Annotated in this window: 21 protein-coding genes; 12 read left to right on the plus strand and 9 right to left on the minus strand. The window is 54.8% G+C overall.

Annotation, left to right across the window (positions count from 1 at the left end):
* Positions 1 to 27 precede the first annotated feature (27 nt).
* The 3 genes from JF44_RS0116650 to JF44_RS0116660 all read left to right on the plus strand — a co-directional run bounded on the left by JF44_RS0116650 (position 28) and on the right by JF44_RS0116660 (position 3,775).
* A complete protein-coding gene (locus JF44_RS0116650) occupies positions 28 to 1,110 on the plus strand; it encodes a tartrate dehydrogenase (RefSeq protein ID WP_033070117.1) in 1,083 nt (360 codons plus the stop codon).
* Positions 1,111 to 1,412: 302 nt separating this feature from the next.
* The gene (locus JF44_RS0116655; RefSeq protein WP_033070118.1) at positions 1,413 to 2,903 is read left to right on the plus strand and encodes a SulP family inorganic anion transporter; all 1,491 of its coding nucleotides are present in this window, start codon (positions 1,413 to 1,415) and stop codon (positions 2,901 to 2,903) included.
* A gap of 17 nt (positions 2,904 to 2,920) precedes the next feature.
* Entirely contained in the window at positions 2,921 to 3,775 is an 855-nt protein-coding gene (locus tag JF44_RS0116660) for a universal stress protein (protein ID WP_033070119.1), read from the plus strand.
* A 79-nt stretch (positions 3,776 to 3,854) separates the two neighbouring features.
* On the opposite strand, the gene JF44_RS0116665 is transcribed toward JF44_RS0116660, so the two are convergent.
* The 5 genes from JF44_RS0116665 to JF44_RS0116685 all read right to left on the minus strand — a co-directional run bounded on the left by JF44_RS0116665 (position 3,855) and on the right by JF44_RS0116685 (position 8,905).
* The gene (locus tag JF44_RS0116665) at positions 3,855 to 4,451 is read right to left on the minus strand and encodes a hypothetical protein (protein ID WP_033070120.1); all 597 of its coding nucleotides are present in this window, start codon (positions 4,449 to 4,451) and stop codon (positions 3,855 to 3,857) included.
* A 193-nt stretch (positions 4,452 to 4,644) separates the two neighbouring features.
* The gene (gene hslO / locus JF44_RS0116670) at positions 4,645 to 5,616 is read right to left on the minus strand and encodes an Hsp33 family molecular chaperone HslO (RefSeq protein ID WP_033070121.1); all 972 of its coding nucleotides are present in this window, start codon (positions 5,614 to 5,616) and stop codon (positions 4,645 to 4,647) included.
* Positions 5,617 to 5,768: 152 nt separating this feature from the next.
* On the minus strand, positions 5,769 to 6,686 hold the full coding sequence (argF, locus tag JF44_RS0116675; RefSeq protein ID WP_033070122.1) for an ornithine carbamoyltransferase: 918 nt from the start codon (positions 6,684 to 6,686) through the stop codon (positions 5,769 to 5,771).
* Positions 6,687 to 6,709: 23 nt separating this feature from the next.
* Positions 6,710 to 7,867, minus strand: coding sequence for an aspartate aminotransferase family protein (locus JF44_RS0116680; protein ID WP_033070123.1), 1,158 nt, complete (start codon positions 7,865 to 7,867; stop codon positions 6,710 to 6,712).
* Positions 7,868 to 8,095: 228 nt separating this feature from the next.
* On the minus strand, positions 8,096 to 8,905 hold the full coding sequence (locus JF44_RS0116685; RefSeq protein WP_033070124.1) for an ABC transporter permease: 810 nt from the start codon (positions 8,903 to 8,905) through the stop codon (positions 8,096 to 8,098).
* A 94-nt stretch (positions 8,906 to 8,999) separates the two neighbouring features.
* On the opposite strand from JF44_RS0116685, the gene JF44_RS0116690 reads away from it, so the two are divergent.
* The 5 genes from JF44_RS0116690 to JF44_RS0116710 all read left to right on the plus strand — a co-directional run bounded on the left by JF44_RS0116690 (position 9,000) and on the right by JF44_RS0116710 (position 12,707).
* Positions 9,000 to 9,710, plus strand: a complete 711-nt coding sequence (locus tag JF44_RS0116690; RefSeq protein WP_033070125.1) for a regulatory protein RecX — start codon at positions 9,000 to 9,002, stop codon at positions 9,708 to 9,710.
* A 58-nt stretch (positions 9,711 to 9,768) separates the two neighbouring features.
* The gene (gene arsC, locus JF44_RS0116695; protein ID WP_033070126.1) at positions 9,769 to 10,104 is read left to right on the plus strand and encodes an arsenate reductase (glutaredoxin); all 336 of its coding nucleotides are present in this window, start codon (positions 9,769 to 9,771) and stop codon (positions 10,102 to 10,104) included.
* 405 nt (positions 10,105 to 10,509) lie between these two features.
* A complete protein-coding gene (locus JF44_RS0116700; protein ID WP_033070127.1) occupies positions 10,510 to 11,397 on the plus strand; it encodes a hypothetical protein in 888 nt (295 codons plus the stop codon).
* 219 nt (positions 11,398 to 11,616) lie between these two features.
* A complete protein-coding gene (locus tag JF44_RS0116705) occupies positions 11,617 to 11,985 on the plus strand; it encodes a CidA/LrgA family protein (protein WP_033070128.1) in 369 nt (122 codons plus the stop codon).
* Positions 11,982 to 12,707 carry an LrgB family protein gene (locus JF44_RS0116710; RefSeq protein WP_033070129.1) on the plus strand — a complete coding sequence of 242 codons (726 nt, stop codon included), beginning with the start codon at positions 11,982 to 11,984 and terminating at the stop codon, positions 12,705 to 12,707. The genes JF44_RS0116705 and JF44_RS0116710 overlap by 4 nt, the downstream gene beginning before the upstream one ends.
* 85 nt (positions 12,708 to 12,792) lie before the next feature.
* Here the strand turns inward: JF44_RS0116710 and JF44_RS0116715 are convergent, their stop codons facing one another.
* The 3 genes from JF44_RS0116715 to JF44_RS0116725 form a co-directional block, all read right to left on the minus strand.
* A complete protein-coding gene (locus tag JF44_RS0116715; protein ID WP_033070130.1) occupies positions 12,793 to 14,496 on the minus strand; it encodes a methyl-accepting chemotaxis protein in 1,704 nt (567 codons plus the stop codon).
* Between the two features lie 505 nt (positions 14,497 to 15,001).
* The gene (gene truA / locus JF44_RS0116720) at positions 15,002 to 15,748 is read right to left on the minus strand and encodes a tRNA pseudouridine(38-40) synthase TruA (RefSeq protein WP_033070131.1); all 747 of its coding nucleotides are present in this window, start codon (positions 15,746 to 15,748) and stop codon (positions 15,002 to 15,004) included.
* 132 nt (positions 15,749 to 15,880) lie between these two features.
* Entirely contained in the window at positions 15,881 to 17,101 is a 1,221-nt protein-coding gene (locus tag JF44_RS0116725; protein WP_033070132.1) for an argininosuccinate synthase, read from the minus strand.
* A gap of 218 nt (positions 17,102 to 17,319) precedes the next feature.
* Here JF44_RS0116725 and JF44_RS0116730 point away from each other — a divergent pair, with 218 nt between their 5' ends.
* Entirely contained in the window at positions 17,320 to 18,036 is a 717-nt protein-coding gene (locus tag JF44_RS0116730) for a M48 family metallopeptidase (RefSeq protein WP_033070133.1), read from the plus strand.
* 37 nt (positions 18,037 to 18,073) lie between these two features.
* Positions 18,074 to 18,703, plus strand: a complete 630-nt coding sequence (locus JF44_RS0116735; protein ID WP_033070134.1) for a LysE family translocator — start codon at positions 18,074 to 18,076, stop codon at positions 18,701 to 18,703.
* Between the two features lie 83 nt (positions 18,704 to 18,786).
* Here the strand turns inward: JF44_RS0116735 and JF44_RS0116740 are convergent, their stop codons facing one another.
* Complete coding sequence (locus JF44_RS0116740; RefSeq protein ID WP_052066065.1) at positions 18,787 to 19,692, minus strand: LysR family transcriptional regulator; 906 nt, start codon at positions 19,690 to 19,692, stop codon at positions 18,787 to 18,789.
* A 151-nt stretch (positions 19,693 to 19,843) separates the two neighbouring features.
* Here JF44_RS0116740 and JF44_RS0116745 point away from each other — a divergent pair, with 151 nt between their 5' ends.
* A complete protein-coding gene (locus JF44_RS0116745; RefSeq protein ID WP_033070605.1) occupies positions 19,844 to 20,833 on the plus strand; it encodes a Bug family tripartite tricarboxylate transporter substrate binding protein in 990 nt (329 codons plus the stop codon).
* 246 nt (positions 20,834 to 21,079) lie between these two features.
* Positions 21,080 to 21,607: a tripartite tricarboxylate transporter TctB family protein gene (locus JF44_RS0116750; RefSeq protein WP_033070136.1), complete on the plus strand. Its 528-nt coding sequence runs from the start codon at positions 21,080 to 21,082 to the stop codon at positions 21,605 to 21,607.
* Positions 21,608 to 21,619: the final 12 nt, after the last annotated feature.

The following is a 21,619-nucleotide window of genomic DNA, read 5'->3' on the forward strand; positions in this document are numbered from 1 at the left end:
ACCAAAAACACGACGGAGGAAAACATCGTGACAGGCGCCACCCACAAAATTGCTGTCATCGCCGGTGACGGCATCGGAACCGAAGTGATGCCCGAAGGCATTCGCGTGCTTGAAGCCGCAGCAGATGTATTTGGCATCAAGCTGACTTTCGATACGTTTGAATTCGGATCGTGCGATTACTATCAACAACACGGGCAGATGATGCCTGATGACTGGCGTGCGCAGATTGAAAACCATGATGCGATTTTCTTTGGCGCGGTCGGCTGGCCCGATACGGTGCCCGATCATATTTCACTCTGGGGATCACTGATCCAGTTCCGCCGCGACTTTGACCAATATGTCAGCCTGCGCCCGGCCAAACTGATGCCCGGTGTGCCATCGCCGCTGGCCGGTCGCAAACCCGGTGATATTGATTTCTATGTCGTGCGCGAAAACACCGAAGGCGAATATTCCTCGGTCGGGGGCAAAATGTATCCCGGCACGGACCGCGAAATCGTCATTCAGGAAACCGTCATGTCGCGCACCGGCATTGATCGCATCCTGAAATACGCCTTTGATCTGGCCCAAAAACGCCCGCGCAAACATCTGACCTCGGCGACCAAATCGAACGGCATTTCGATCACCATGCCCTATTGGGATGAACGTGTGATCGAGATGGCGAAAAACTATCCCGATGTCACCTGGGACAAATATCATATCGATATTCTGACCGCCCAGTTCGTGATGAACCCGGATCGCTTTGATGTGGTGGTGGCATCCAACCTGTTTGGTGATATCCTGTCCGATCTGGGTCCGGCCTGCACCGGCACCATCGGTATTGCACCTTCAGGCAACATTAACCCGGAACGCAAGTTCCCGTCTTTGTTCGAACCGGTCCATGGCTCGGCCCCGGATATCGCCGGCAAGGGCATTGCCAACCCGATTGGCCAAATCTGGTCGGGTGCAATGATGCTTGATCACCTGGGCCACACCGATGCCCACGACGCGATCATGGCCGCCATTGAAAAGGTCCTGCTGGATGACAAGCTGCGTACCGGCGACCTTGGCGGATCGGCCGATACCATCACCTGCGGCAAGGCAATTGCCCAGGCTGTGCGCGACGCCGCCTGAACATCACACCCATAAAACCTGACCCAAACGGGCCTGATCTCAGATATGCGGGATCAGGCCCGTTTTCGTTTCCGATCCATGTGATCGCGTTTTCAGATGGCCGAAATGAGCACCCCTGCCATTCCGTCCCAAGGTTGTGCAAAAACTTAAATTGGTATAGGTACAGCCTGCTGCGACGCAGCAACGAACAGGATGATCAAGGACCCCTGTCGCCGGATTATCGGGCAGACGGAAGCCAAAAGACCACCTGATGAAATTTCAGCCCGGAACAAAATCGGGCTTGACCGAGACGGAGATTTTCTGTGAACAGCGATTTTCTACCGCGTTTGCGGGCTGAATGGCTTGGCAACATTCGCGGCGATGTGCTTTCGGGCCTCGTCGTTGCGCTGGCCCTTATCCCAGAGGCAATTGCCTTTTCCATCATTGCCGGAGTTGACCCGAAGGTCGGGCTTTATGCCTCCTTCTCGATTGCCGTGATCACGGCCATCTTTGGCGGTCGTCCGGGCATGATTTCGGCCGCCACGGCGGCGACCGCCGTTCTGATGGGCTCGCTTGTCCGTGAACATGGCCTTGATTACCTGCTGGCCGCGACGGTTCTTGCCGGTGTCTTGCAGATGCTCGCTGGTGCGCTTCGCCTTGGGTCACTGATGCGCTTTGTCTCCAAATCGGTCATGACCGGCTTTGTCAATGCGCTCGCCATCCTGATCTTTATGGCGCAACTGCCTGAACTGACCAATGTCAGCTATATGACCTATGTGATGGTCGCTGGTGGCCTTGCCATCATTTACCTGTTCCCGCGCATCACCAAGGTCATCCCCTCCCCGCTGGTGTGCATTGTGGTTCTGACCGGCTTGTCGCTGTTCATCAATGCCGATCTGCGCACTGTGGGCGATATGGGCGCACTGCCCGATGCCTTCCCGGCGATCTATTTCCCGGATATCCCGCTGAACCTTGATACCTTCCTGATCATCCTGCCGTATTCGGCAGCGGTCGCAGCGGTCGGTCTTCTGGAAAGTCTGATGACCGCCCAGATCGTTGATGATCTGACCGACACCAGCTCCAACCGGACGCGCGAATGCTATGGTCAGGGGATCGCCAACTTCTTCACCGGCTTTATCGGTGGTATGGCCGGTTGCGCGATGATCGGCCAGTCGGTGATCAACATCAAATCGGGGGGACGTGGGCGTCTGTCGACCTTCCTTGCCGGTATTTTCCTTTTGATCCTGATTGTGGTTCTGGGCGATCTGGTGGCGATCATTCCGATGGCGGCCCTTGTTGCCATCATGATCATGGTGTCCATCGGCACATTCAGCTGGTCGTCGATCAAGGACCTCAAGGATCATCCGCGCAGCTCGTCGATCGTCATGCTGGCCACCGTGATCACGGTTGTTGGCTCGCACAACCTTGCGATTGGTGTTCTGGTCGGTGTGCTTCTGTCGGGCATCTTCTTTGCCTGGAAAATTGCGCAGATCTTCCGCGTTGACAGCACCCTGTCGGATGACAGCACGCACCGCACCTATCAAGTGCGCGGTCAGATCTTCTTTGCCTCGGTCGAAGACTTCAACAAGGCCTTCGATTTCCGCGAAGCGCTTGATAAAGTCACCATCGATGTCAGCCACGCGCACATCTGGGATATATCAAGTGTTGCAGCCCTTGATATGGTCGTGCTCAAATTCCGCCGTGAAGGGGCCGAGGTCGAATTGATCGGTCTCAATGAAGCCAGCGAGACAATCGTCGATAAACTGGCCATCCACGACAAGCCCGGCGCACTTGAACGCCTGATGGGGCACTAGGAACAGGGAAACGATCAATGACACATCTGATCGCACTGATTGACGGATCGAGCTATGCGCAAAGCGTATGCGACCTGACCCGTTGGGTGGCTGAACGCACCGACGCATCGGTCGAACTGATGCATGTGCTGGGCCGTCGCAATACGGATTCCGAACCGGCCGATCTCAGCGGCAACCTCAAGCTCGGTGCACGTTCCGCCCTGCTCAAGGAACTGTCCGACCTTGACGAGCAGAAAAACAAGCTCGAACTCAAGCGCGGCCGCTTGCTGCTTGAAGAAGCCAAATCCGGCCTCGAAGAAAACGGATTAAGTGCCGTCACGTCCAAGTTGCGTCATGGTGACCTGATTGAAACCATCAGCGAGTTCGAAGATGATGCCGACCTGATCCTGATTGGCAAACGCGGCGAAGCGGCTGATTTTGCCAAGATGCATCTGGGGTCAAACCTTGAACGGGTTGTTCGCTCGGCGAGGAAACCGGTCCTTGTTGCCTCGCGCGCATTCAAGCCGATCAACAAATTCCTGATCGCCTTTGACGGCGGCGAAAGTGCGATGAAGGCCGTGCGCCATATCGCATCGGGCAAGCTGTTCACCGGCCTGCCCTGCACGCTTCTTTCTGTGGGCAAGGCAAACGATACGCTCCAGCAAAAGCTTGATGAAGCCACCGCCATTCTGCGCAAGGCAGGCTATGAAGTGGATGCCGGTTTTGCCACCGGGGAGCCCGAAGACGTCATCAAGGACAAGATCGAAGCCGATGGCATTGATCTTCTGGTGATGGGGGCCTATGGCCATTCGCGCATTCGCAACCTGATCATCGGCAGCACCACCACCGAAATGGTGCGCTCCTGTCAGGTGCCGGTGATGATGTTCCGCTAAGGAAAACCGACCTCACAGCAAAAAGCCCGGCAGATATCCTGCCGGGCTTTATTTTTTTCAGAACAATATCGGATTTTTGTTACCGCAGCAGGAAACGGCCCAGATTGTTATTGATCTGGCGTTCCAGTTCGCGATCAAGGTCCATCAGAAGGGCTGTGGTCTCGTCATAAACTGCCTGTTCGCGTTCGGACACCGACATGGATTCCGAAAGGGTGCGTGATCGGGCCGCCATGGCGGTGACTTCGCCCTTGACGGTGCCATTGGCATTCAGCAGTTCAAGCTTGGCGGCGATCTCAAGATCGATCTTGTCAGACTGATCATCGGTAAAGACACCCTTGATGCCCTTGGTGGTCTTGAGCGCATTGGAAGTTGCCGATGCCTTGGTCACGCTATAGCGCAGCATATCGCTCGTGCCCGCCGTCTGGATGCGGTCATCGGGCCAGTTCATCGCCATGCGGCCAAGATTGAATGGCAGGTCTGATGCGATGGACCCCTTTTCGGAATCCGACCAGGCCGCAACTTTTTCAATCGGACCGGCGGCAAAAACAATCGGGTCAAGGTGACGCCATGTCACATCCGGATAGGTCGCAACCGGGCCGCTTGTGCAGGCCGTCATCAGCGCAAGTGCCGCTCCGGCAACAACGGCACGCAGGCCCTTGATGGACAAAACCGTCATGACTTGAATCTCCCTATGGATAAAGACGCTTAAACAAAACAACGCCACGATGGCGTCAGAGCATTCCGCTCCAGTTCCATCGTGACGTTGCTTTATGATTAAGGCAAGGCTGTGACAGGCTGATCCACCAGAAGTCCTTGATGGTCTTGGCAGATCAGCGCCCGGATCTGGCAAGATATTGATCAAGCCTTGTTTAGATCTTTTGCGCACCCGCCTCGGGGTCTTCGGCCTTAAGCGCACGCAAGTCGGCCTCATTAAAGCCGTATCGCGTGTTGCAGAACTGGCACGACACCCCGACTTCGCCGGTATCGTCTTCGCGCATCGACAGCAATTCCTCGAGCGGATAGCTGCCAAGCGCGCCTTCGATCTTTTCGCGCGAACAACGGCATTTGAACTGAAGCTGCGCCTGATCGAAGACGCGCGGGTCTTCATCATGGAACAGACGCCAGATCAGGTCATGAGACGAAAGCGAAATATCCACCAGCTCGTTTTCCGTCGCACTGGCCATCAGGATGGTCGACCGGTTCCAGTCCTCTGCCACTTTTTCGGCTTCTTCCGGGGTGGCTGCATCGCCCGATGCACTGACCGGCATTTTCTGCAGGAACAGACCGCCAACCCACCAGTCATCGTTGGTATCGCCGCGATGGACATCGATCTTGAACGATGTTTCAAGCTGCTCGGACTGGCGGAAATAGGATTCAGCACATTGCGCGAGCGTCTCGCCTTCAAGCGATACAATCCCCTGATAGCGGTCATGCTCGTTGCCCTGATCGACCGTAAAAGCAATATGCCCATGACCCATCAGTTTCTGAACCTGACCGCGCAGCGCATCTTCGCCGCCGTCTTCTTTGGCGATCATGGCAGTCAGGCGTTCTTCATCCACCCGCAGGCAGGCACGCACATTGCCATCGCTGTCAACATCAACCACCAGCATGCTGATCGGCCCGTCCGAGCTGGTCTGAAGGGTAAACAGCCCCTCATATTTCAACGAGGATGACAGCAACACCGCAAGGCCGATGATCTCGGCCAGCAGATGGTTGGCAAGCGGCGGATAGGCGTGCTGGCCGATGATGGTCTGCACCGTCGGGCCCAGGCGCGTAAAGCGGCCACGGATATTGGAATGATCCAGCGTAAAGGGCTGGCAAAAATCGACAGCAATCTGCATGTTCGCTTTCCGGTATTTCAAAGGTTGGGGGCCGTATAACAATACCGACCCCGCATTGTCGAGGCGATTCAAACCATCACCCGACCACATGGCAAAAGGGGCAGCCAAAGCCGCCCCTTACGAATGCACAAAACCTTATTTAGTCACAAGGCTCAGGATGGCAAGCCGTTAAAGCAGTATAGCAGAACCCCTTTCTGCGCATGCAGACGGTTTTCGGCTTCATCAAACACCACCGATTGCGGACCATCAATCACGCCGTCGGTGACTTCCTCGTTCCGGTGTGCCGGAAGACAATGCAGGAAAATCGCATCATCCTTGGCCTGAGCCATGGTTTTTTCGTTGATCTGATAAGGCGAAAGCGCTGCCATGCGCGCATCGTAATCCTCGTCCCCCATCGAGACCCAGCAATCCGTCACCACCACATCGGCATCGCGAAGCGCGCTGTCCATATCGGTCACGCGCACCTTGCCGCCCTCGGCATTGGCGGCTTCCACCAGCCCCTGATTGGGGTAATACCCCACCGGGCACGCCAGATCGAGGGCAAAGCCGAATTTCGGCGCGGCATGGATGAAGGATGCCGAAACATTATTGCCATCGCCAACCCAGGCAACCTTAAGGCCCTCAAGCGTGCCTTTATGTTCCTTGATCGTCATCAGATCAGCCATGATCTGGCACGGATGACTTTGATCGGTCAGGCCGTTGATCACCGGCACGGTGGCGTATTTCGCCATTTCGTGCAGCTTGGACTCATCGGTGGTCCGGATCATGATCGCATCGACAAAGCGCGACAGAACCCGCGCCGTATCGGCAATGGTTTCGCCGCGGCCAAGCTGGCTGCTGCCCGAGTCCAGGGTCACAACATCCCCGCCAAGCTGGCGCATGCCGACTTCAAACGACACGCGCGTACGCGTTGAGGGTTTTTCAAAAATCAGCGCAAGCGTCTTACCCGCAAGCGGCTTGTCGCCAAACGGCGCATCACCGGCCTTCTCGGAATCCCCAAGGGCCAGAATATCTTTCAGATCCCCCGACGACATTTTGTCGAGATCAAGAAAATGGCGAATATCAGTCATCGTAGATTTTCCTTCCTGCGCCCTTATGTGCCAAGGGCTGCCGCGCAGGCGTCAATTGCCACCAGCGCTTCGTCGACATGGGTTTTGGTGATGTTGAGCGGCGGCAACAAACGCACCACATTCTCGCCTGCAGGAACCGTCAAAAGGTTCAATTCGCGCAGTTTGGCAACAACATCAACATTGACCGGGCCGGTTTTCATGCCCAGCAAAAGCCCCACGCCACGTACTTCTTCAATAAAGCCCGGATGTTTGCGTTCAATCACATCCAGCCCATCGTGGATCAACCGGCTCATTTCCAGAACATGGTTCATAAAACCGGGTTTCAAAACTTCATCAAGCACCGCATTGGCCGCCGCCATCGCCAGCGGATTACCGCCAAAGGTCGTGCCATGCATCCCCGCCGGAAGTGCGCTCGCGGCCTTCTCACTGGCCAGTAACGCCCCAACCGGGAACCCGCCGCCAAGCCCCTTGGCAGATGAAACGATATCCGGGGTCATGTCCGACCATTCATAGGCAAACAGCTTGCCCGTCCGGCCAATGCCGGTCTGAACTTCATCAAACATCACAAGCATGCCAAATTCATCGGCTGCCTTGCGCACCCCTTCAAGATAACCTTCCGGCGGACGGCAAATGCCGCCTTCGCCCTGGATCGGCTCCAGAATAATACCGCCGGTCTGTTCGGTGATCGCGTTGCGCAATTCGTTAAGATTGCCAAACGCCACCCGATCAAACCCATCGGGCATCGGCCCGAATCCCTCGCGGTATTTATCACTCGCCCCGGCTGTCAGGGTGCCAAGTGTTCTGCCATGAAACGCATTGGTCGCAACCAGAATACGGTTCTTTTCCGGAGTGCCCGACACATGCTGATACCGCCGGAGCATCTTGATGCCTGCCTCGTTGGCTTCCGCCCCCGAATTGCAGAAAAACACCGTATCAGCAAAACTGTTGGCCACCAGCCGCTCGGCCAGTTTTTCCTGACCGGGAATGCGATACAGGTTCGACGTATGCCAAAGCTTGCCAACCTGTTCAGACAGTTTTTCCACAAGATGCGGATGCGAATGCCCCAGCGTGTTCACAGCAATGCCCGACCCGAAATCAAGGAATCGTCGGCCGCCCTGCGCATAGAGATAAGGTCCTTCACCTTTCTCAAAGGCCAGATCGGCCCGCGCGTAAGTCGGCATGACGGGAGTAATCACTTTTCCATTCCTTATTTCGGGTAAAACTCACAATATTGACCAGTTGGTCAGGTTCGGCAGAATACCGGGAAGCCGGGGAGTATCAAGAGTTTCCCCCCCACTGTCAACGTCGCAAAAAGCACTTAGAACGCGCATGCGAAAATGAAAAGGACAGCACCCGGTTCGAATGCTGTCCTTTCGATGTCTTCCGGGACTGAACGCCCCCCGGCAAGCTTACGCCTTAAGCTTGTAGCCTGTCTTGATCATCCGATAGCACAGCAGCCAAAGGGCCGTATTAACCAAGGCCAGAACCACCACACCGGTCATGATCGTGCCATCGGAAATGCCGGTAAAGCCATAACGGAACCCGTCAATCATGTAGAAGAACGGGTTGAAATGCACCAGCATCTGCCCCGCTTCCGGCAGGCTTTCCGCACTGTAAAACGTGCCTGACAGGAACGATAACGGGGTGACGACAAAGTTGGTCACAACCGCAATATGGTCAAACTTCTCCGCCCAGACACCACCGGCAATCCCCAAAAGCGCCAGCATCAAGGATGCCGAAATCCCGAAATACAGGATCGCCCAGATGTTATGAATGCGCACCTCGACAAAGAACGACATGAAAATGGCCGTCACCACGCCGACAATCATGCCACGCGTCACCGCGCCAAAGGCAAACCCGGCAACCATTTCACCGGCAGACAAGGGCGGCATCAGAACATCGACAATATTGCCCTGAACCTTTGCAATCGTGATCGAGCTTGATGAATTGGCAAAGGCATTCTGCACCATGGTCATCATGATCAGACCCGGTGCAAGGAAGGTTGCAAACGCAATACCGTTAACCGTTTCAACCGCCCGGCCAAGGGCCAGCAGGAAAACAGCCAAAAACAACAGGCTGGTTACAACCGGTGCACCCACGGTTTGCAGATGCACATTTAAAAACCGACGGACTTCTTTGGCATAAAGTGTCCAAAGACCAAGCCAGTTCACAGCCCCCATATAACGCGGGGCAAGAACAGGCCGCTCTGACTCGTTCATGGAATTTCCTTCGGAAAAATGCAGACAATTGCGCGTAAAATAAGGAGAGTAAGGGTCCCGATGCAAGGGGGCGTAAAGATTAACGACGGATGATATGAACGACAAACCGCGCCAAAGCCCGGAAACACTCACGTTCGAGGCCCAAAAAAAGCCCGGCGGAAATGCCCGTTTTGCCAGTACGCAGGCGAAAAACGCCAAAAACACACAAAACCGCGACCCGAAACGCCCGCGCAAGGTCACCCGAGACTATCTGATGAATTATGCCACCTGGTATCTCGAACGTTTTGCTGCGTCACGTGCCCGGCTTGAAAAACTGATGCGCTCCAAAATCAGGCTTTCGGTTGCCGAACATGGCACCGACCCGGATGAAGCCGTGGACTGGATGAATTCGGTACTCTCGGCCTGTGAAAAGGCAGGTTTCATCAATGACGATGCCTATGCCAAGGGGCGCGCGCGATCCTTGCTCAGGCGCGGCAAGGCCATGCGCGTTATTGCCGCCGATCTTTCGTCACGCGGCATCGCCAGTGATCAGATTGATGCGGCACTCACCGAACTGCGCGCCGAGGCCGAAGATGCAGCCTACGAGGAAGTGCGCGGCACCGATCCCAATATCGCGGCCGCCGCCGCCTATGCGCGACGCCGCCGTTTGGGACCATGGCGCAGGTCTGACATCCGCGAAGAAAAACGTGAAAAGGATATGGCCGCTTTGGCCCGACAGGGGTTTGGCTATGACACCGCCACCCGCATCATCAATAGCGACATCGAAGAACTCGAAGACCTGCTCTCAATGATCGACGGGATTTGATCCGCCGTCCAAACACCGCTATCAAGAGACACCCCAATTCTGATCCGGAGACCCAACCATGATGGTCCGCATCTATCACAATCCGCGCTGCTCGAAATCGCGCCAGACTTTGGCACTCATCGAAGAACAGGGCATCACCCCCGATGTCATCGCCTATCTTGATACCCCGCCAACCCCGCAGGAACTTGGCGAAATTCTTGATATGCTCGGCATAAAACCCGAGGACATCCTGCGCAAGAAAGAAGCCCGCGAAGAAGGTATTTCTGATCTGCGCGGGGATGAATTGATCGAAGCCCTTTGTGCGCACCCGCGTGCCATCGAACGCCCGATCGTGGTCAATGGCGACAAGGCCGTTCTGGGTCGTCCGCCCGAAAACGTTCTGGAAATCCTGTAAAGCTGCGGCCGATAGATGCCCGCCTTCACGGGCATGACGGTATACCGAGCACCGTCGTTCCCGCCACGCGGGAACCCCTTGCGCCCGAATACAGCGCATATACCGCGAAACCTGTGGCGTCATCAAAGCGCCTGATTGCCGTTTCCAGAAGCCCCGTCATGCCCGCGAAGGCGGGCATCCATACGGCACTAAAAACCAACCATCCCAAACGCCTGTGCCCGTCCGGCACGGGCGTTTTTCTTTCTGAGCGACAAGTCACCCAACCCGCCGCAAAACACCAACACGGAAATTTTTTATCTAATTTTCAATCCTAGTTTACACTGCTTTTATAGAGAGAAATCAGTTTACTCTGATATCTTAGGTTGCACGCTACAACGGTCTTGTTGAAAGACAACAGAGGTGGTCATGCGGATTTTCATAGTATTTTTTATTGTTGCGGCATCTTCTCTTGTTTTTACGAAAACCAACGCCGATGACCTTCCCGATATTTCCAAAATGTCGATAGAGGAAATTGAGAAACTTCCCGCAGATATTATACCTCAACTACCTGCTTCGGATGTCTTCGCAAAAATTGCTGAAGAGAAAAAATTATCCTCAAGTTTTTTCGATACAGCTCTCATTATAAATCTATCTAAATTACTGTTTTTTGAGCCAAGTGAAGAACAAAAAATTCAGGCCGTAAAAGCCTTTCAAAAAAGCATTGGAAACAAAGCGGATGGGGTTTTGACAATGGGGCAATTCGAAGAGTTGGGTCGCCGAGCTACCCGTAGCACCGACACCCCAGTCTACCCTTCCACTTTTGGGGAAGATATCCGCGTTTACATTGAGACCGATTTTGCAATAGCTGAAGGAACTTGGATAATCGAAGGACAGCGAATTGCTTATCCAATCAACCACAGCAAAATCACTTGTAGAAAATACTCTGGGGTTTGTGAAGTAGTGCAGGCTGATGTCGCAGTTCCAAACCTTGACGAAAATAGCAACAGTTACAGTTTGCATCTCAGCACAGAAAATTATGAGGTTATCTCTTGGTCAATGGATGAAGTAGTTTCGCAATCAGTTGGTGAGTGCAGGAAAACCCTCATGACCATGAGCAAAAGTAGTGGTGAAGTTTTTCAGGTAACTAGCAATGTCGGCAAGGAAGGCTGCGAGATCGGAGGGTTACTAGCTTTACCACAACTTGAAACTCCTCAGGTTGCCAAAATGGTTGGCGGCTTCGATACGGCGCAGAAGTTCTGGCAGGAACGCAAGACGGAGATTTCAAAGTTCTATGGGCCGAACATTGTTGAGTAGCTCAAATTAGCGCAACCAATCAAAAGTCCTGCCCGGCCCGCACAAAAGGATTAAGAACGAGGCAATGAAATTTTGTCGGATTGCGCCGAGATCCACAATAAAACACACGCCTGTTCCCTTCCGGCACGGGCGTTTTTCGTAATTAATAAAGGTAGAACTTCCCCAGACGTATTATGTCTGACGCAGAAAAACGCGCATGCACCTGTGGGGAGGTCATTGATGATTGCTGCTTTTGCCCTGATCCTTGTCTGCCAGTTATTTGGCGAGGTCATCTCGGAACTGTTTGACCTGCCGGTTCCCGGTCCGGTCATCGGGCTGGTTCTGCTGTTCTTTGGCCTTCTGATCAAACGCAACCCGCCCAAGGTGCTGACCGATGCGGCGGACAATCTGCTGATCCATTTCTCGTTGCTGTTTGTCCCCGCCGGGGTCGGCGTTGTGACCCAGATTGACCGGCTCAAGGGTGACTGGCTGCCGATTGCAGCAGCCCTTACCCTGTCGACCCTGATGACCATTGTTCTCACCGCGCTTTTGATGTCCAGACTGCTGCCCAAAGCCAAAACAGCCAAAAATGCGGAGGACGGGCAATGAACGAAACAGATATCACACAGCTTTGGGTCTATCTGTCGACCAAACCGCTCACCGGGCTGACCATCACCCTTGTTGCCTATGCGATTGGCTTTTGGCTGTATCAGAAAAGCGACCGCAACCCACTGTGCAATCCGGTGGTGATTGCCATCGCGCTGATTGCCACCCTGCTCAAACTGACCGGCACCCCCTATGCCACCTATTTCGAAGGTGCGCAGTTCGTGCACTTCCTGCTGGGCCCGGCGACCGTGGCATTGGCCGTTCCGCTGTTTCGCCAGACCGAAACGCTAAAACGCGCCCTTCCGGTGATTGTTCTCGGGGTGCTGTTTGGTTCCCTGATGGCAAGCGCCAGCACGGTTGTTCTGGCATGGGCCTTGGGGGCAAGCCCGGAAACACTGGCGTCCCTTGCGCCAAAATCGGTCACAACCCCGGTTGCCATGGGTATTGCCGAAAACATTGGCGGTGTTCCCGCCCTTACGGCTGTCTGCGTGATTGCGACGGGCATTGTCGGGGCCACCCTTGGCCCGATGGTGATGAATATGGCCCGGCTCAAGGACTGGCGCGCACGCGGCTTTGCCATGGGGGTGGCATCGCATGGCATCGGCACCGCACGCGCCTTTCAGGTCAATGAAACCGCCGGGGCCTTTTCCGGCCTTGCGATGGGGTTAAACACCATGGCCACCGCGCTCACCATCCCGTTCCTGTGGCATTGGATATTTGGCTAGACTCTAGATAAAAGGGGCGGGCCACAGCCCACCCCTTTTTAAACACATCATCCAGATCCATCCGCCTATTGCAGATGACGTCTGATTATCCGACGCGCAACTGTTTCAGGAAGTCCGATACAGTTGTTTGCAAACTATCGATCTGCTTGGCCATAGCCCCGACATTTTGATCAAGTTCACCGGCTGCGGCCCCACTTCGGGCAGCGGCTTCGTTGATCTCGTTGATATTGGCCACAACTTCGGATGATCCCGAAGATGCACTGGTTGCACTATTGGCAATTTCGTTCACAGCCGTGCTTTGTTCGCTAACCGCAGATGAAATACCAGCAGCGATTTCGCTGATCGACGAAATGGTTTGGGTAACCTTTTCAATCGCCTCAACCGTCACCTTGGTTTCATCCTGAATGCCGCCAATCTGCTGGGCAATCTCGTCGGTTGCCTTCGCCGTCTGGTTGGCAAGGTTTTTGACCTCCTGTGCCACCACGGCAAAGCCTTTCCCGGCCTCACCGGCACGGGCGGCCTCAATCGTCGCATTAAGCGCCAGAAGGTTGGTCTGCGCAGCAATATCGTTAATCAGGCTAACGACTTCGCCGATCCGTTCCGCAGCTTCGGCCAATCCCCCGACCATCTCGTTGGCGCGGGATGCTTCGCCAACCGCTGTCTCGGCGATTGATGTGGATTCACGCACCTGTTCGCCAATGCCGCTGATTGATGCCGACAGTTCCTCGGTCGCGGCAGCAACCGTCTGAACGCTTTGTGCCGACTCATTGGCCGCCTCGGACACCCGTTGGCTTTGGCTAAGCGAATGATTGGCAGATTCGCGCATCATCTCGGTTGATTTCTGCATGCCATTCGAAGACTGTCGCACCGATGAAACAATCTGACCAATCGACTGTTCAAGTTCCTCGGCCAGGCGGTTGCGCTGTTCAACCCGTTCGTCTTCGGCGCGTTTTTCGGAACTTTTGTGGGCGGCTTCGGCTTCCTTTATTTTCTCAGCTGCTTCGCGCCAGCGCAGAAGACCATTGGCAATCACGCCAATCTCGTCCTTGCGGTCGGTAAAGGAAACTTCCTCGGAAAAATCACGTTCAACAAACCGGGAAATCGTCTGACCAAGATCACGCAGCGGCCCAAGCTGCCAGCGCAGCAACAGGAACAGCAATCCGGCAGAGGCGATGGCAACAATGAACCCGACAATCGCGATACGTGTCTCGATCTCGCCAGCAACCGCAGCGACCTCTGCCTTCTCGATGCCGACATACAAAATGCCAAGCGTATCCCCGGACGGTGATTTGATCGGCGAATATTGCGTTACATATTCGGTGCCAAGGATAAGCGCTTCACCACGGAACGTGTTACCCGACATGATCGGCTTATAGGCCGCACTGCCCTTGCCAAGCATGGTTCCAACGGCACGCTTGCCATCCGGCTTGATGATGTTGGTTGAAACACGGACAAAATCCTGCTCTGCCGGAACAAAGGCAAAAACAGTTGCCGTCTGACCTGTTGCCGCCCCAATCGAATCAATCAATTCATGCGATGACAAATCCGGAATTTCCGGGATCACCAGATTTGCGGTTTCCCCATCTTGGGAAATCGTCATGGAAAAATCGGGATAGTTGTCTTGCAAGATCGTTGCAGCAACACGCATGTTAAGCTTCTGGGATTCCAGGCTGTCACTTGCGACCTTGTCGTCAATGCGCAACATGATCAGAACACCCAAAAGAACGATACCGCCAATCAGGATGGTAACGGCGGCAAGCGCCACCTTTAAAATCAGGCTTTTCGACATACTCTCTCTCTATTCAAGATGGCTCCCGAAATATCCGTTTCGGCAGGCGTTATGATTTTGTATGCACGTTCCTCAAGGTCTTGATCGCCTAGTTTAAAGCTATTTACGCCATAAGATACTACAAACTATACTTTCGTATCAACACCTGATTAAACAGCGTTCTACCCAGAGTAGTTAGCGTATCGAAAGCTTTTTCTGGGATAATAACACGCTCAATCAGCACCTTATTGGAATGAGTGAAACCTAAACAAACGAATAGGTCGCTCTTATTCCTTCTCATATGGGGAGTACGGTTGAAAAAATCCTGAAAAACGTATGGGTACGTGTAAACCCATGGCGACCGCCTGCACGATCACCTTCTCTGGGTTCAATAAGATGTCTGTGGATGGAATTTGACGATCCCGGCACAGTCAGCCGGGTGACGTATGGGTAGGCATATCGTCGTCACAGGCCAAAGCCCAAGCCGAGTATCTTGCCAAGTCAGAAAAAGGCCCGCCGCCGAAGATCAGTAATCGACCTTAACAAAATAAAGCCCGTCGGCGGGTGCCGTCGGTCCGCCAGCCGCCCGGTCGCATGCCTCAAGCGCGTGTTTCACGTCAATCGGCTTCCAGTTGCCCTTGCCGACCAAAACAAGGGTTCCAACCATATTGCGCACCTGATGATGCAGGAACGACCGGCTTTCGGTATGCACCCGGATTTCAAGCGGGTTTTCGCGCCCACGGGTGACTTCAAGCTTTTCAAGCGTCTTGATCGGACTGTTGGCCTGACATTCGCTGGCACGAAATGAGGTGAAATCAAACGTCCCGATCAGATGTTGGGCCGCTTCATTCATCGCATCGACATCAAGGGGCTTATACACCCCCCACGCCAGCCCGGCCTCGAATGTCAGCGGTGCCCGGCGATTGATGATGCGGTACATGTAATAGCGCTTTTTTGACGAAAACCGCGCATGGAAGTCCTCAGAAACTTCGACGCATTCCTTGACCGCCACCGGATCGGGTTTCAGGTAATGATTGATCGCATTCATTACCGCTTTAGCCGGGTAATATTTCGGCAAATCGAAATGCACCACCTGGCCCAACGCATGGACCCCGGCATCGGTCCGGCCCGATACATAGACGCGCACAAATTCACCGACGAACCTTTCGACCGCGATCTCAAAGACCTGCTGGACCGAAATCACTTCGTCCTGATACTGCCAGCCGTGATAGGGGCGGCCATCATATTCGACGGTGCATTTATAACGCTGCATGGACTCTCAAAATTCGTTCGAACGTCTGGGGCCAAGGCCCGGAATTGCGCGCACCCGTTATATCCGGGCTGACAAAAGAAAACGAGGGGCTTTGATGCCCCTCGTTTCAGACCTCACACAAAAACTGCGTGATTATTTCAGATCGTCGTTGCCGTAACCAAGGCGCAGGCGAAGGGCATTCAGCTTGATGAAGCCTTCTGCATCATGCTGGTCATAGACGGTGTCGGCCTCAAAGGTCACATGCTCTTCGGAATAGATCGAGTTCGGCGACTTACGACCGGTGACCGTGACGTTGCCCTTGTACAGATCAAGGCGCACGGTGCCGTTCACAGAACGCTGGGTGTCATCGATCAGGCGCTGCAGGGCCTGACGTTCCGGCGACCACCAGTAGCCGTTATAGATCATCTCGGCATAACGCGGCATCAGCTCGTCTTTAAGGTGACCGGCATTGCGATCCAGCGTGATGCTTTCCATCGCACGGTGTGCGGTCAAAAGGATCGTGCCGCCCGGGGTTTCGTAAACGCCACGTGACTTCATGCCGACATAGCGGTTTTCAACCAGATCAAGACGGCCGATACCGTTCTTGCCTGCCAGCTCATTCAGCTTGGTCAGAAGCGTCGCCGGGCTCATGCGTTCGCCATTGATCGCAACCGGGTCACCTTGTTCGAACTCGATGTCGATGGTGGTGATTTCATCAGGTGCCGCCTGCGGCGAAACGGTACGCATAAACATGTTTTCGTCGGGCTTGACCCACGGATCTTCCAGCGCCTTGCCTTCATACGAGATATGCAGAAGGTTGGCATCGGTCGAATAGGGCGGCTCATCGCCACCGGCCTTATCGGCCGAAATCGGAATCTGGTGTTTCTGGGCAAAGTCGAGCAACGCGGTACGCGAATTCAGATCCCATTCACGCCACGGCGCGATCACCTTGACGTCCGGCTTCAGGCCATAATAGCCAAGCTCGAAACGGACCTGATCGTTACCCTTGCCGGTCGCGCCATGCGACACCGCATCGGCACCGACTTCCTTGGCGATTTCGATCTGGCGCTTGGCAATCAGCGGACGCGCGATCGAGGTGCCCAGCAGGTAAACCCCTTCATAGAGCGCATTGGCACGGAACATCGGGAAGACGTAATCGCGCACGAACTCTTCGCGCAGATCTTCGATAAAGATCTGTTTGACGCCGAACATCTCTGCCTTTTTACGGGCCGGTTCCAGCTCTTCACCCTGGCCGAGATCGGCGGTGAAGGTTACGACTTCGCAGTTATACTGTTCGCGAAGCCATTTCAGGATGATGGAGGTATCCAGACCGCCTGAATAGGCAAGGACGACCTTTTTGACCTGATCGCTCATGGGAGTGACGCCTTTCTTCTTCCGAAACAATGCAGGGCGCGGCACCTAACACCTGCGTCCTGTCGGGGCCTGCACTGTCCATGCGATAATTGCCCCTAGACCTTGAGCGCGGAGTATAGGAAAACACTACTAGGGGGCAAGACCCAAGATGGGCTTGGCCGCAAAAAGGCACAAAAAGACCGCACTTTTTGCCACGCTTTTGGAAAAATCCGCGCCGAATGATCAGAAACACCGAAGAAACCGAGATCGATCTGCCCAAAATCGGCCCGCTGCCGGTTCGGCTGCGTCCCAGTGCGCGTGCGACGCGACTCAAATTGCGCATTGATCCGGCCTTTGACGGAGTTGAAATTGTCGTGCCCAACGGGGTGTCGCGCAAAAAGGCGATCTCGATGCTCCATCAGCATAGCGACTGGGTCACCGCCCACATGAACCGCCTGCCCGAACGGGTTCACTTCATGCCTGGTGCGTGGATTCCCTTCATGGGCCATGATCACGCCATCCGCGCCGTGCCCGATGCCAAACGCGGCGTCTGGGCCGAGGCGGGCGTCATCTGGGTGTCGGGCCAACCCGAACATACCAACCGGCGTGTGACCGATTTTCTGAAAAAACAGGCCAAGCTTGAAATCGCCCCGCGTGCGCACGCCTATGCCGATATGATCAACAAAAAGGTCAATCGCATTTCGCTCAAAGACACCCGCACCCGTTGGGGCAGCTGTTCGTCATCGGGCAATCTGTCGTTTAGCTGGCGGCTGGTGCTGGCACCGGAAGATGTTCTTGATTACGTCGTCGCCCATGAAGTCGCCCATCTGCAGGAACTTAATCATTCCGCACGTTTCTGGGCCGTGGTCGAAGATCTTTATGGCCCGTCAAAAAAGCAGCAGCACTGGCTGAAAAAGAACGGTGCCGCCCTGCATCGCTTTGGCGCCGGAACGTGAGGGTTCCTCACCTTTTGGATTTAAGGCAGTCCGACCCATGCTGATCCCCTTGGAAACACTGGCTATTTTTATCCCCACCGCCCTGGCGCTGAATATGACGCCGGGCAATGACATGCTGTTTTGTCTGGGACAGGGCATCAAATCGGGCCCGCGTGCGGGCAATGCCGCAAGTCTTGGCATTGCCACGGGGGCCCTGATCCACACCGCCCTTGCCGGGCTTGGGCTGGCGGCCGTGGTTGCGGCCCATCCGGTGGCACTTGATGTGTTGCGCTGGGCGGGGATTGCCTATTTGGTGTGGCTTGCCATCAGCGCATTTCGCAGCACGGATCAGGCGCTTAAACCCGCAGAAACCCGACGTTCTAGTGCGATAAGTGCCTGGCGCGACGGAATTATTGTCAATCTGCTCAATCCCAAGATCATTGTCTTTGTGCTGGCGTTTATTCCGCAGTTTGTTGATGCGGCGCGGGGATCGGTATTGGGGCAGTTTTTGATTTTCGGGCTGATTTTAAACATTGGCGGGACGATCATTAACTGTCTGGTTGGCAGTTTTGCCGGGAAAATCGGGCAGTTTCTGTCCCGCTCACACAAAATTGCACGTGCGTTTCAGATCGCCACCGGCTGCATTTTTCTGGGGCTGGCGGCCAAGCTGGCCTTTGACCGGAAATAATGAATAATTATAGCCATTATTCAAATTTGTTGAATAATCCCCCGAGTGCCGAATATCGCCGCAAATCGAGCTGAAACAAATCCTCACACAATACAGCCACTCGCCCGCAGCGATGGCAATTCGGCGCGCAAAAATGCCAAAAAGCTTTTTTCCACCGCACTGAGTTCACGCGAGGCGGTAAACAGCGCCACATCCCATTCAATGGTCGGGGTCAGGGTGCGGGCGACGACCTTGTCGGTATCGACCAATAGGGCGGCGAACGGGTCGCTGACGGAAATGCCGACATTTTGTTCAACCAGACGCGAAATGGTGCGAATCGTGCGGGCCTCGACCGCGATCCGGCGCGGCCAGCCGGCAATCTGGAAAATATAGTCGATCTTGGTGCGCAACGGCGAACCGATCGACAGTTCGACAAAATCCTCGCCGCGCAGCAAATCAATATCGATGGTCTCGAACCTCGCCAGACGATGATCAACCGGCATCAGACACACCGCGCGGGATTGCGCCAGCGGTGTGACCAGAAAATCCGGGTCCTGCAGATCAAGGGTGATGCCGATCCCAAGGTCGCATTGCCGGTTTGAAATCATGTCGAGCATCCCTTCAAGCCCGGTATCGGTAATACTGACCGAAACCTTGGGATGGGCCGTTTTGAACTTTGCCACCACATCAAGCAGATAGGTATCAACATAGATCGGCTGGGCGGCGATGCGGATCGCGCCGAGCTGATCATTGGCAATCGCACGCGCCTGTGTTTCGACCTCGCGGAAGGCATTGAGCGAACGCAACACGGTGCCATGGAACTGATGGGCTTCACGCGTGGCGGAAAGCTGATTGCGTTTTCGATTAAACAACTGAAAGCCAACGGATTTTTCAAAACTGTTGAGCAGACGGCTGACCATCGGCTGACTGATATTCATCGCCTGGGCCGCCTTGGTCACCGACCCATGGGCCATAAAGGCATTAAAACTTTCAAGTTCACGCAGGTTCATCATCCAGCTCCAAAGACTTCCCAGTATGTAAATTAGTTATACTGGAATTAATTTTTTGCGTCATTGGTTATAGTTTGTCTATGCAGGACATCGCAAAAAGAAAAGCCAAACCATTGGCAATCCTGCCACCAACACCCAGGGAGACATGAAAATGTTTCGACAGCTTAAAAAAGCAGCCGGCATCGCCGCCGCCATCCTTGCGACAACAACCATGATTTCAACTGCCCAGGCAGACGCCTATCCTGAAAAAGCCGTGACGCTGGTTGCACCGTATGGTGCCGGTGGTGCATCTGACCTGGCCGCCCGCGCGCTGGCAGAGACCGCCACCAACTACACCGGCGGTCAGCCGGTTGTTGTTGTTAACAAAACCGGCAATGGCGGCATGAATGGCGCACGTTTCGTTTCCGAATCCGATCCGGACGGTTACACCCTTCTTCTGTCGCGTGTCGGCATGGCGTTGTATCCGGCGGTTTACACCGACAGCCCGGTTGGCTGGGATGCCTACACCTTCCTTGGCATGCTTGAAGCAACCCCGATGATTTTGGCTGTTAACGCCAATTCCGACATCCAGACCATCGATGAGCTGATTGCCAAAATCAAAGACAGCAATGGTGCAACCACCTATGCCGCATCCGGCCCCACCGCGATTGATGGCTTTACCGTTCAGGCGCTGTTGTCTGATGTGGGTCTTGACCCGCTGACCGCATCCACCCTCGTGCCATATAAAGGCGGCTCTGCACTGGCTGCTGCCCTGCTTGGCGGTCACGTTGACTTCCTGGCGATTGCTGCCGGTTCCCTGATGCCCCACATCGAAGCCGGTAAAATGCGCCCGCTGATGGTCTATTCGCCGAAACGGATGGCAAGCCTGCCCGACGTCCCGACCGCCAAGGAACTGGGCTATGCCCAGGCCGGTCAGGTTGGCGGCTGGAGCGGTTTGTATGCGCCCAAGGGTCTTCCGGAAAACGTCGTTGCCAAATGGACCGAGATCCTTGGCAAGGTTGCGACCGACGCGCAGTGGCTTGATCTTGCTGCCAAGCGTGGGTCGACCTCGATCATTGGCGATCAGGACCCGGCAGCCTTCGTGAAAAGCCAGTTCGAGCTTTACAACGGCATGGCCAAGAAGTTCGGCTACATCCAGTAAGCAGACGTTTTTGAACGTCCCGAATGAGTGACAAAGCCCGGAATTGACCACCATCGTCATTCCGGGCTGCGCAAGGCGCAGACCCGGAATCCATCTTTCTGTTGTGACCTCGACAGATTCCCGCCCCCCTTCGCGGGGGCAGGCTTTGCGGAATGACGTTGGCGGGCAATCAGGGGCGGATGTGTTCGCTATCCCGGGAATTGTTCAAACGTTCTTTAATTGAAGATTTTAATGCGAGACGGAACCATGACCCAAAATCGCGATTTCTATGCCGGACTGGTGGCAACGGTGTTCTTTGCCGTCATCCTGTTCGTTCTGATCCCGATCTATGTGAAGGTTCCGTCTTTCATTCCGGGCTTTGCCCCGCCGCCTGACATGTGGCCGCGCGTGGTTGCAACCGTCGGGCTGGTGATGGGGGTTCTTGCCCTTGTTCTTGCCTTTCCCAAGATGCGCGCCGCCAGTCGCGAACAGGTTGAAGGCCTTGGCAGCCGTATCCTTGGCAACAAGATCCATGTGATGCGGTTCATTGGCGTCCTGATCGTGTTTGCCGCCTTTGTCTATGGCATGCCCTTGATCGGTTTTGTCCCGGCGACGGTTTTGCTGCTTGGCGTGCTGTTCATCATGACGGGCAAATTCGAGCGCAAATTCTGGATGATCGGCCTTTCGATCATCTTCCCGGTCTTGCTGTATCTGCTGTTTACCAAAGTCACACACACGCCCTTCCCCGAAGGCAAGTTGTTGTCTTTGAGCCTTTCTGACCTCGTAACACTTTAACCGAAAGCCCCA

The sequence above is a fragment of the Thalassospira australica genome, from assembly GCF_000763295.1.
In the GTDB taxonomy this organism is placed as follows: Bacteria; Pseudomonadota; Alphaproteobacteria; order Rhodospirillales; family Thalassospiraceae; genus Thalassospira; species Thalassospira australica.

Bases quoted from the DNA above. Each gene is read 5' to 3' on its own strand.
- JF44_RS0116700 (WP_033070127.1), top strand. From the start codon at position 10,510: ATGCGGATTTTCATAGTATTTTTTATTGTTGCGGCATCTTCTCTTGTT.
- JF44_RS0116660 (WP_033070119.1), top strand. From the start codon at position 2,921: ATGACACATCTGATCGCACTGATTGACGGATCGAGCTATGCGCAAAGC.
- hslO (WP_033070121.1), bottom strand. From the start codon at position 5,616: ATGCAGATTGCTGTCGATTTTTGCCAGCCCTTTACGCTGGATCATTCC.
- JF44_RS0116740 (WP_052066065.1), bottom strand. From the start codon at position 19,692: ATGAACCTGCGTGAACTTGAAAGTTTTAATGCCTTTATGGCCCATGGG.
- JF44_RS0116730 (WP_033070133.1), top strand. From the start codon at position 17,320: ATGATCAGAAACACCGAAGAAACCGAGATCGATCTGCCCAAAATCGGC.
- JF44_RS0116705 (WP_033070128.1), top strand. From the start codon at position 11,617: ATGATTGCTGCTTTTGCCCTGATCCTTGTCTGCCAGTTATTTGGCGAG.
- JF44_RS0116665 (WP_033070120.1), bottom strand. From the start codon at position 4,451: ATGACGGTTTTGTCCATCAAGGGCCTGCGTGCCGTTGTTGCCGGAGCG.
- arsC (WP_033070126.1), top strand. From the start codon at position 9,769: ATGATGGTCCGCATCTATCACAATCCGCGCTGCTCGAAATCGCGCCAG.
- JF44_RS0116680 (WP_033070123.1), bottom strand. From the start codon at position 7,867: ATGCCGACTTACGCGCGGGCCGATCTGGCCTTTGAGAAAGGTGAAGGA.
- JF44_RS0116685 (WP_033070124.1), bottom strand. From the start codon at position 8,905: ATGAACGAGTCAGAGCGGCCTGTTCTTGCCCCGCGTTATATGGGGGCT.
- JF44_RS0116690 (WP_033070125.1), top strand. From the start codon at position 9,000: ATGAACGACAAACCGCGCCAAAGCCCGGAAACACTCACGTTCGAGGCC.
- truA (WP_033070131.1), bottom strand. From the start codon at position 15,748: ATGCAGCGTTATAAATGCACCGTCGAATATGATGGCCGCCCCTATCAC.
- JF44_RS0116710 (WP_033070129.1), top strand. From the start codon at position 11,982: ATGAACGAAACAGATATCACACAGCTTTGGGTCTATCTGTCGACCAAA.
- argF (WP_033070122.1), bottom strand. From the start codon at position 6,686: ATGACTGATATTCGCCATTTTCTTGATCTCGACAAAATGTCGTCGGGG.
- JF44_RS0116745 (WP_033070605.1), top strand. From the start codon at position 19,844: ATGTTTCGACAGCTTAAAAAAGCAGCCGGCATCGCCGCCGCCATCCTT.
- JF44_RS0116735 (WP_033070134.1), top strand. From the start codon at position 18,074: ATGCTGATCCCCTTGGAAACACTGGCTATTTTTATCCCCACCGCCCTG.
- JF44_RS0116750 (WP_033070136.1), top strand. From the start codon at position 21,080: ATGACCCAAAATCGCGATTTCTATGCCGGACTGGTGGCAACGGTGTTC.
- JF44_RS0116725 (WP_033070132.1), bottom strand. From the start codon at position 17,101: ATGAGCGATCAGGTCAAAAAGGTCGTCCTTGCCTATTCAGGCGGTCTG.
- JF44_RS0116715 (WP_033070130.1), bottom strand. From the start codon at position 14,496: ATGTCGAAAAGCCTGATTTTAAAGGTGGCGCTTGCCGCCGTTACCATC.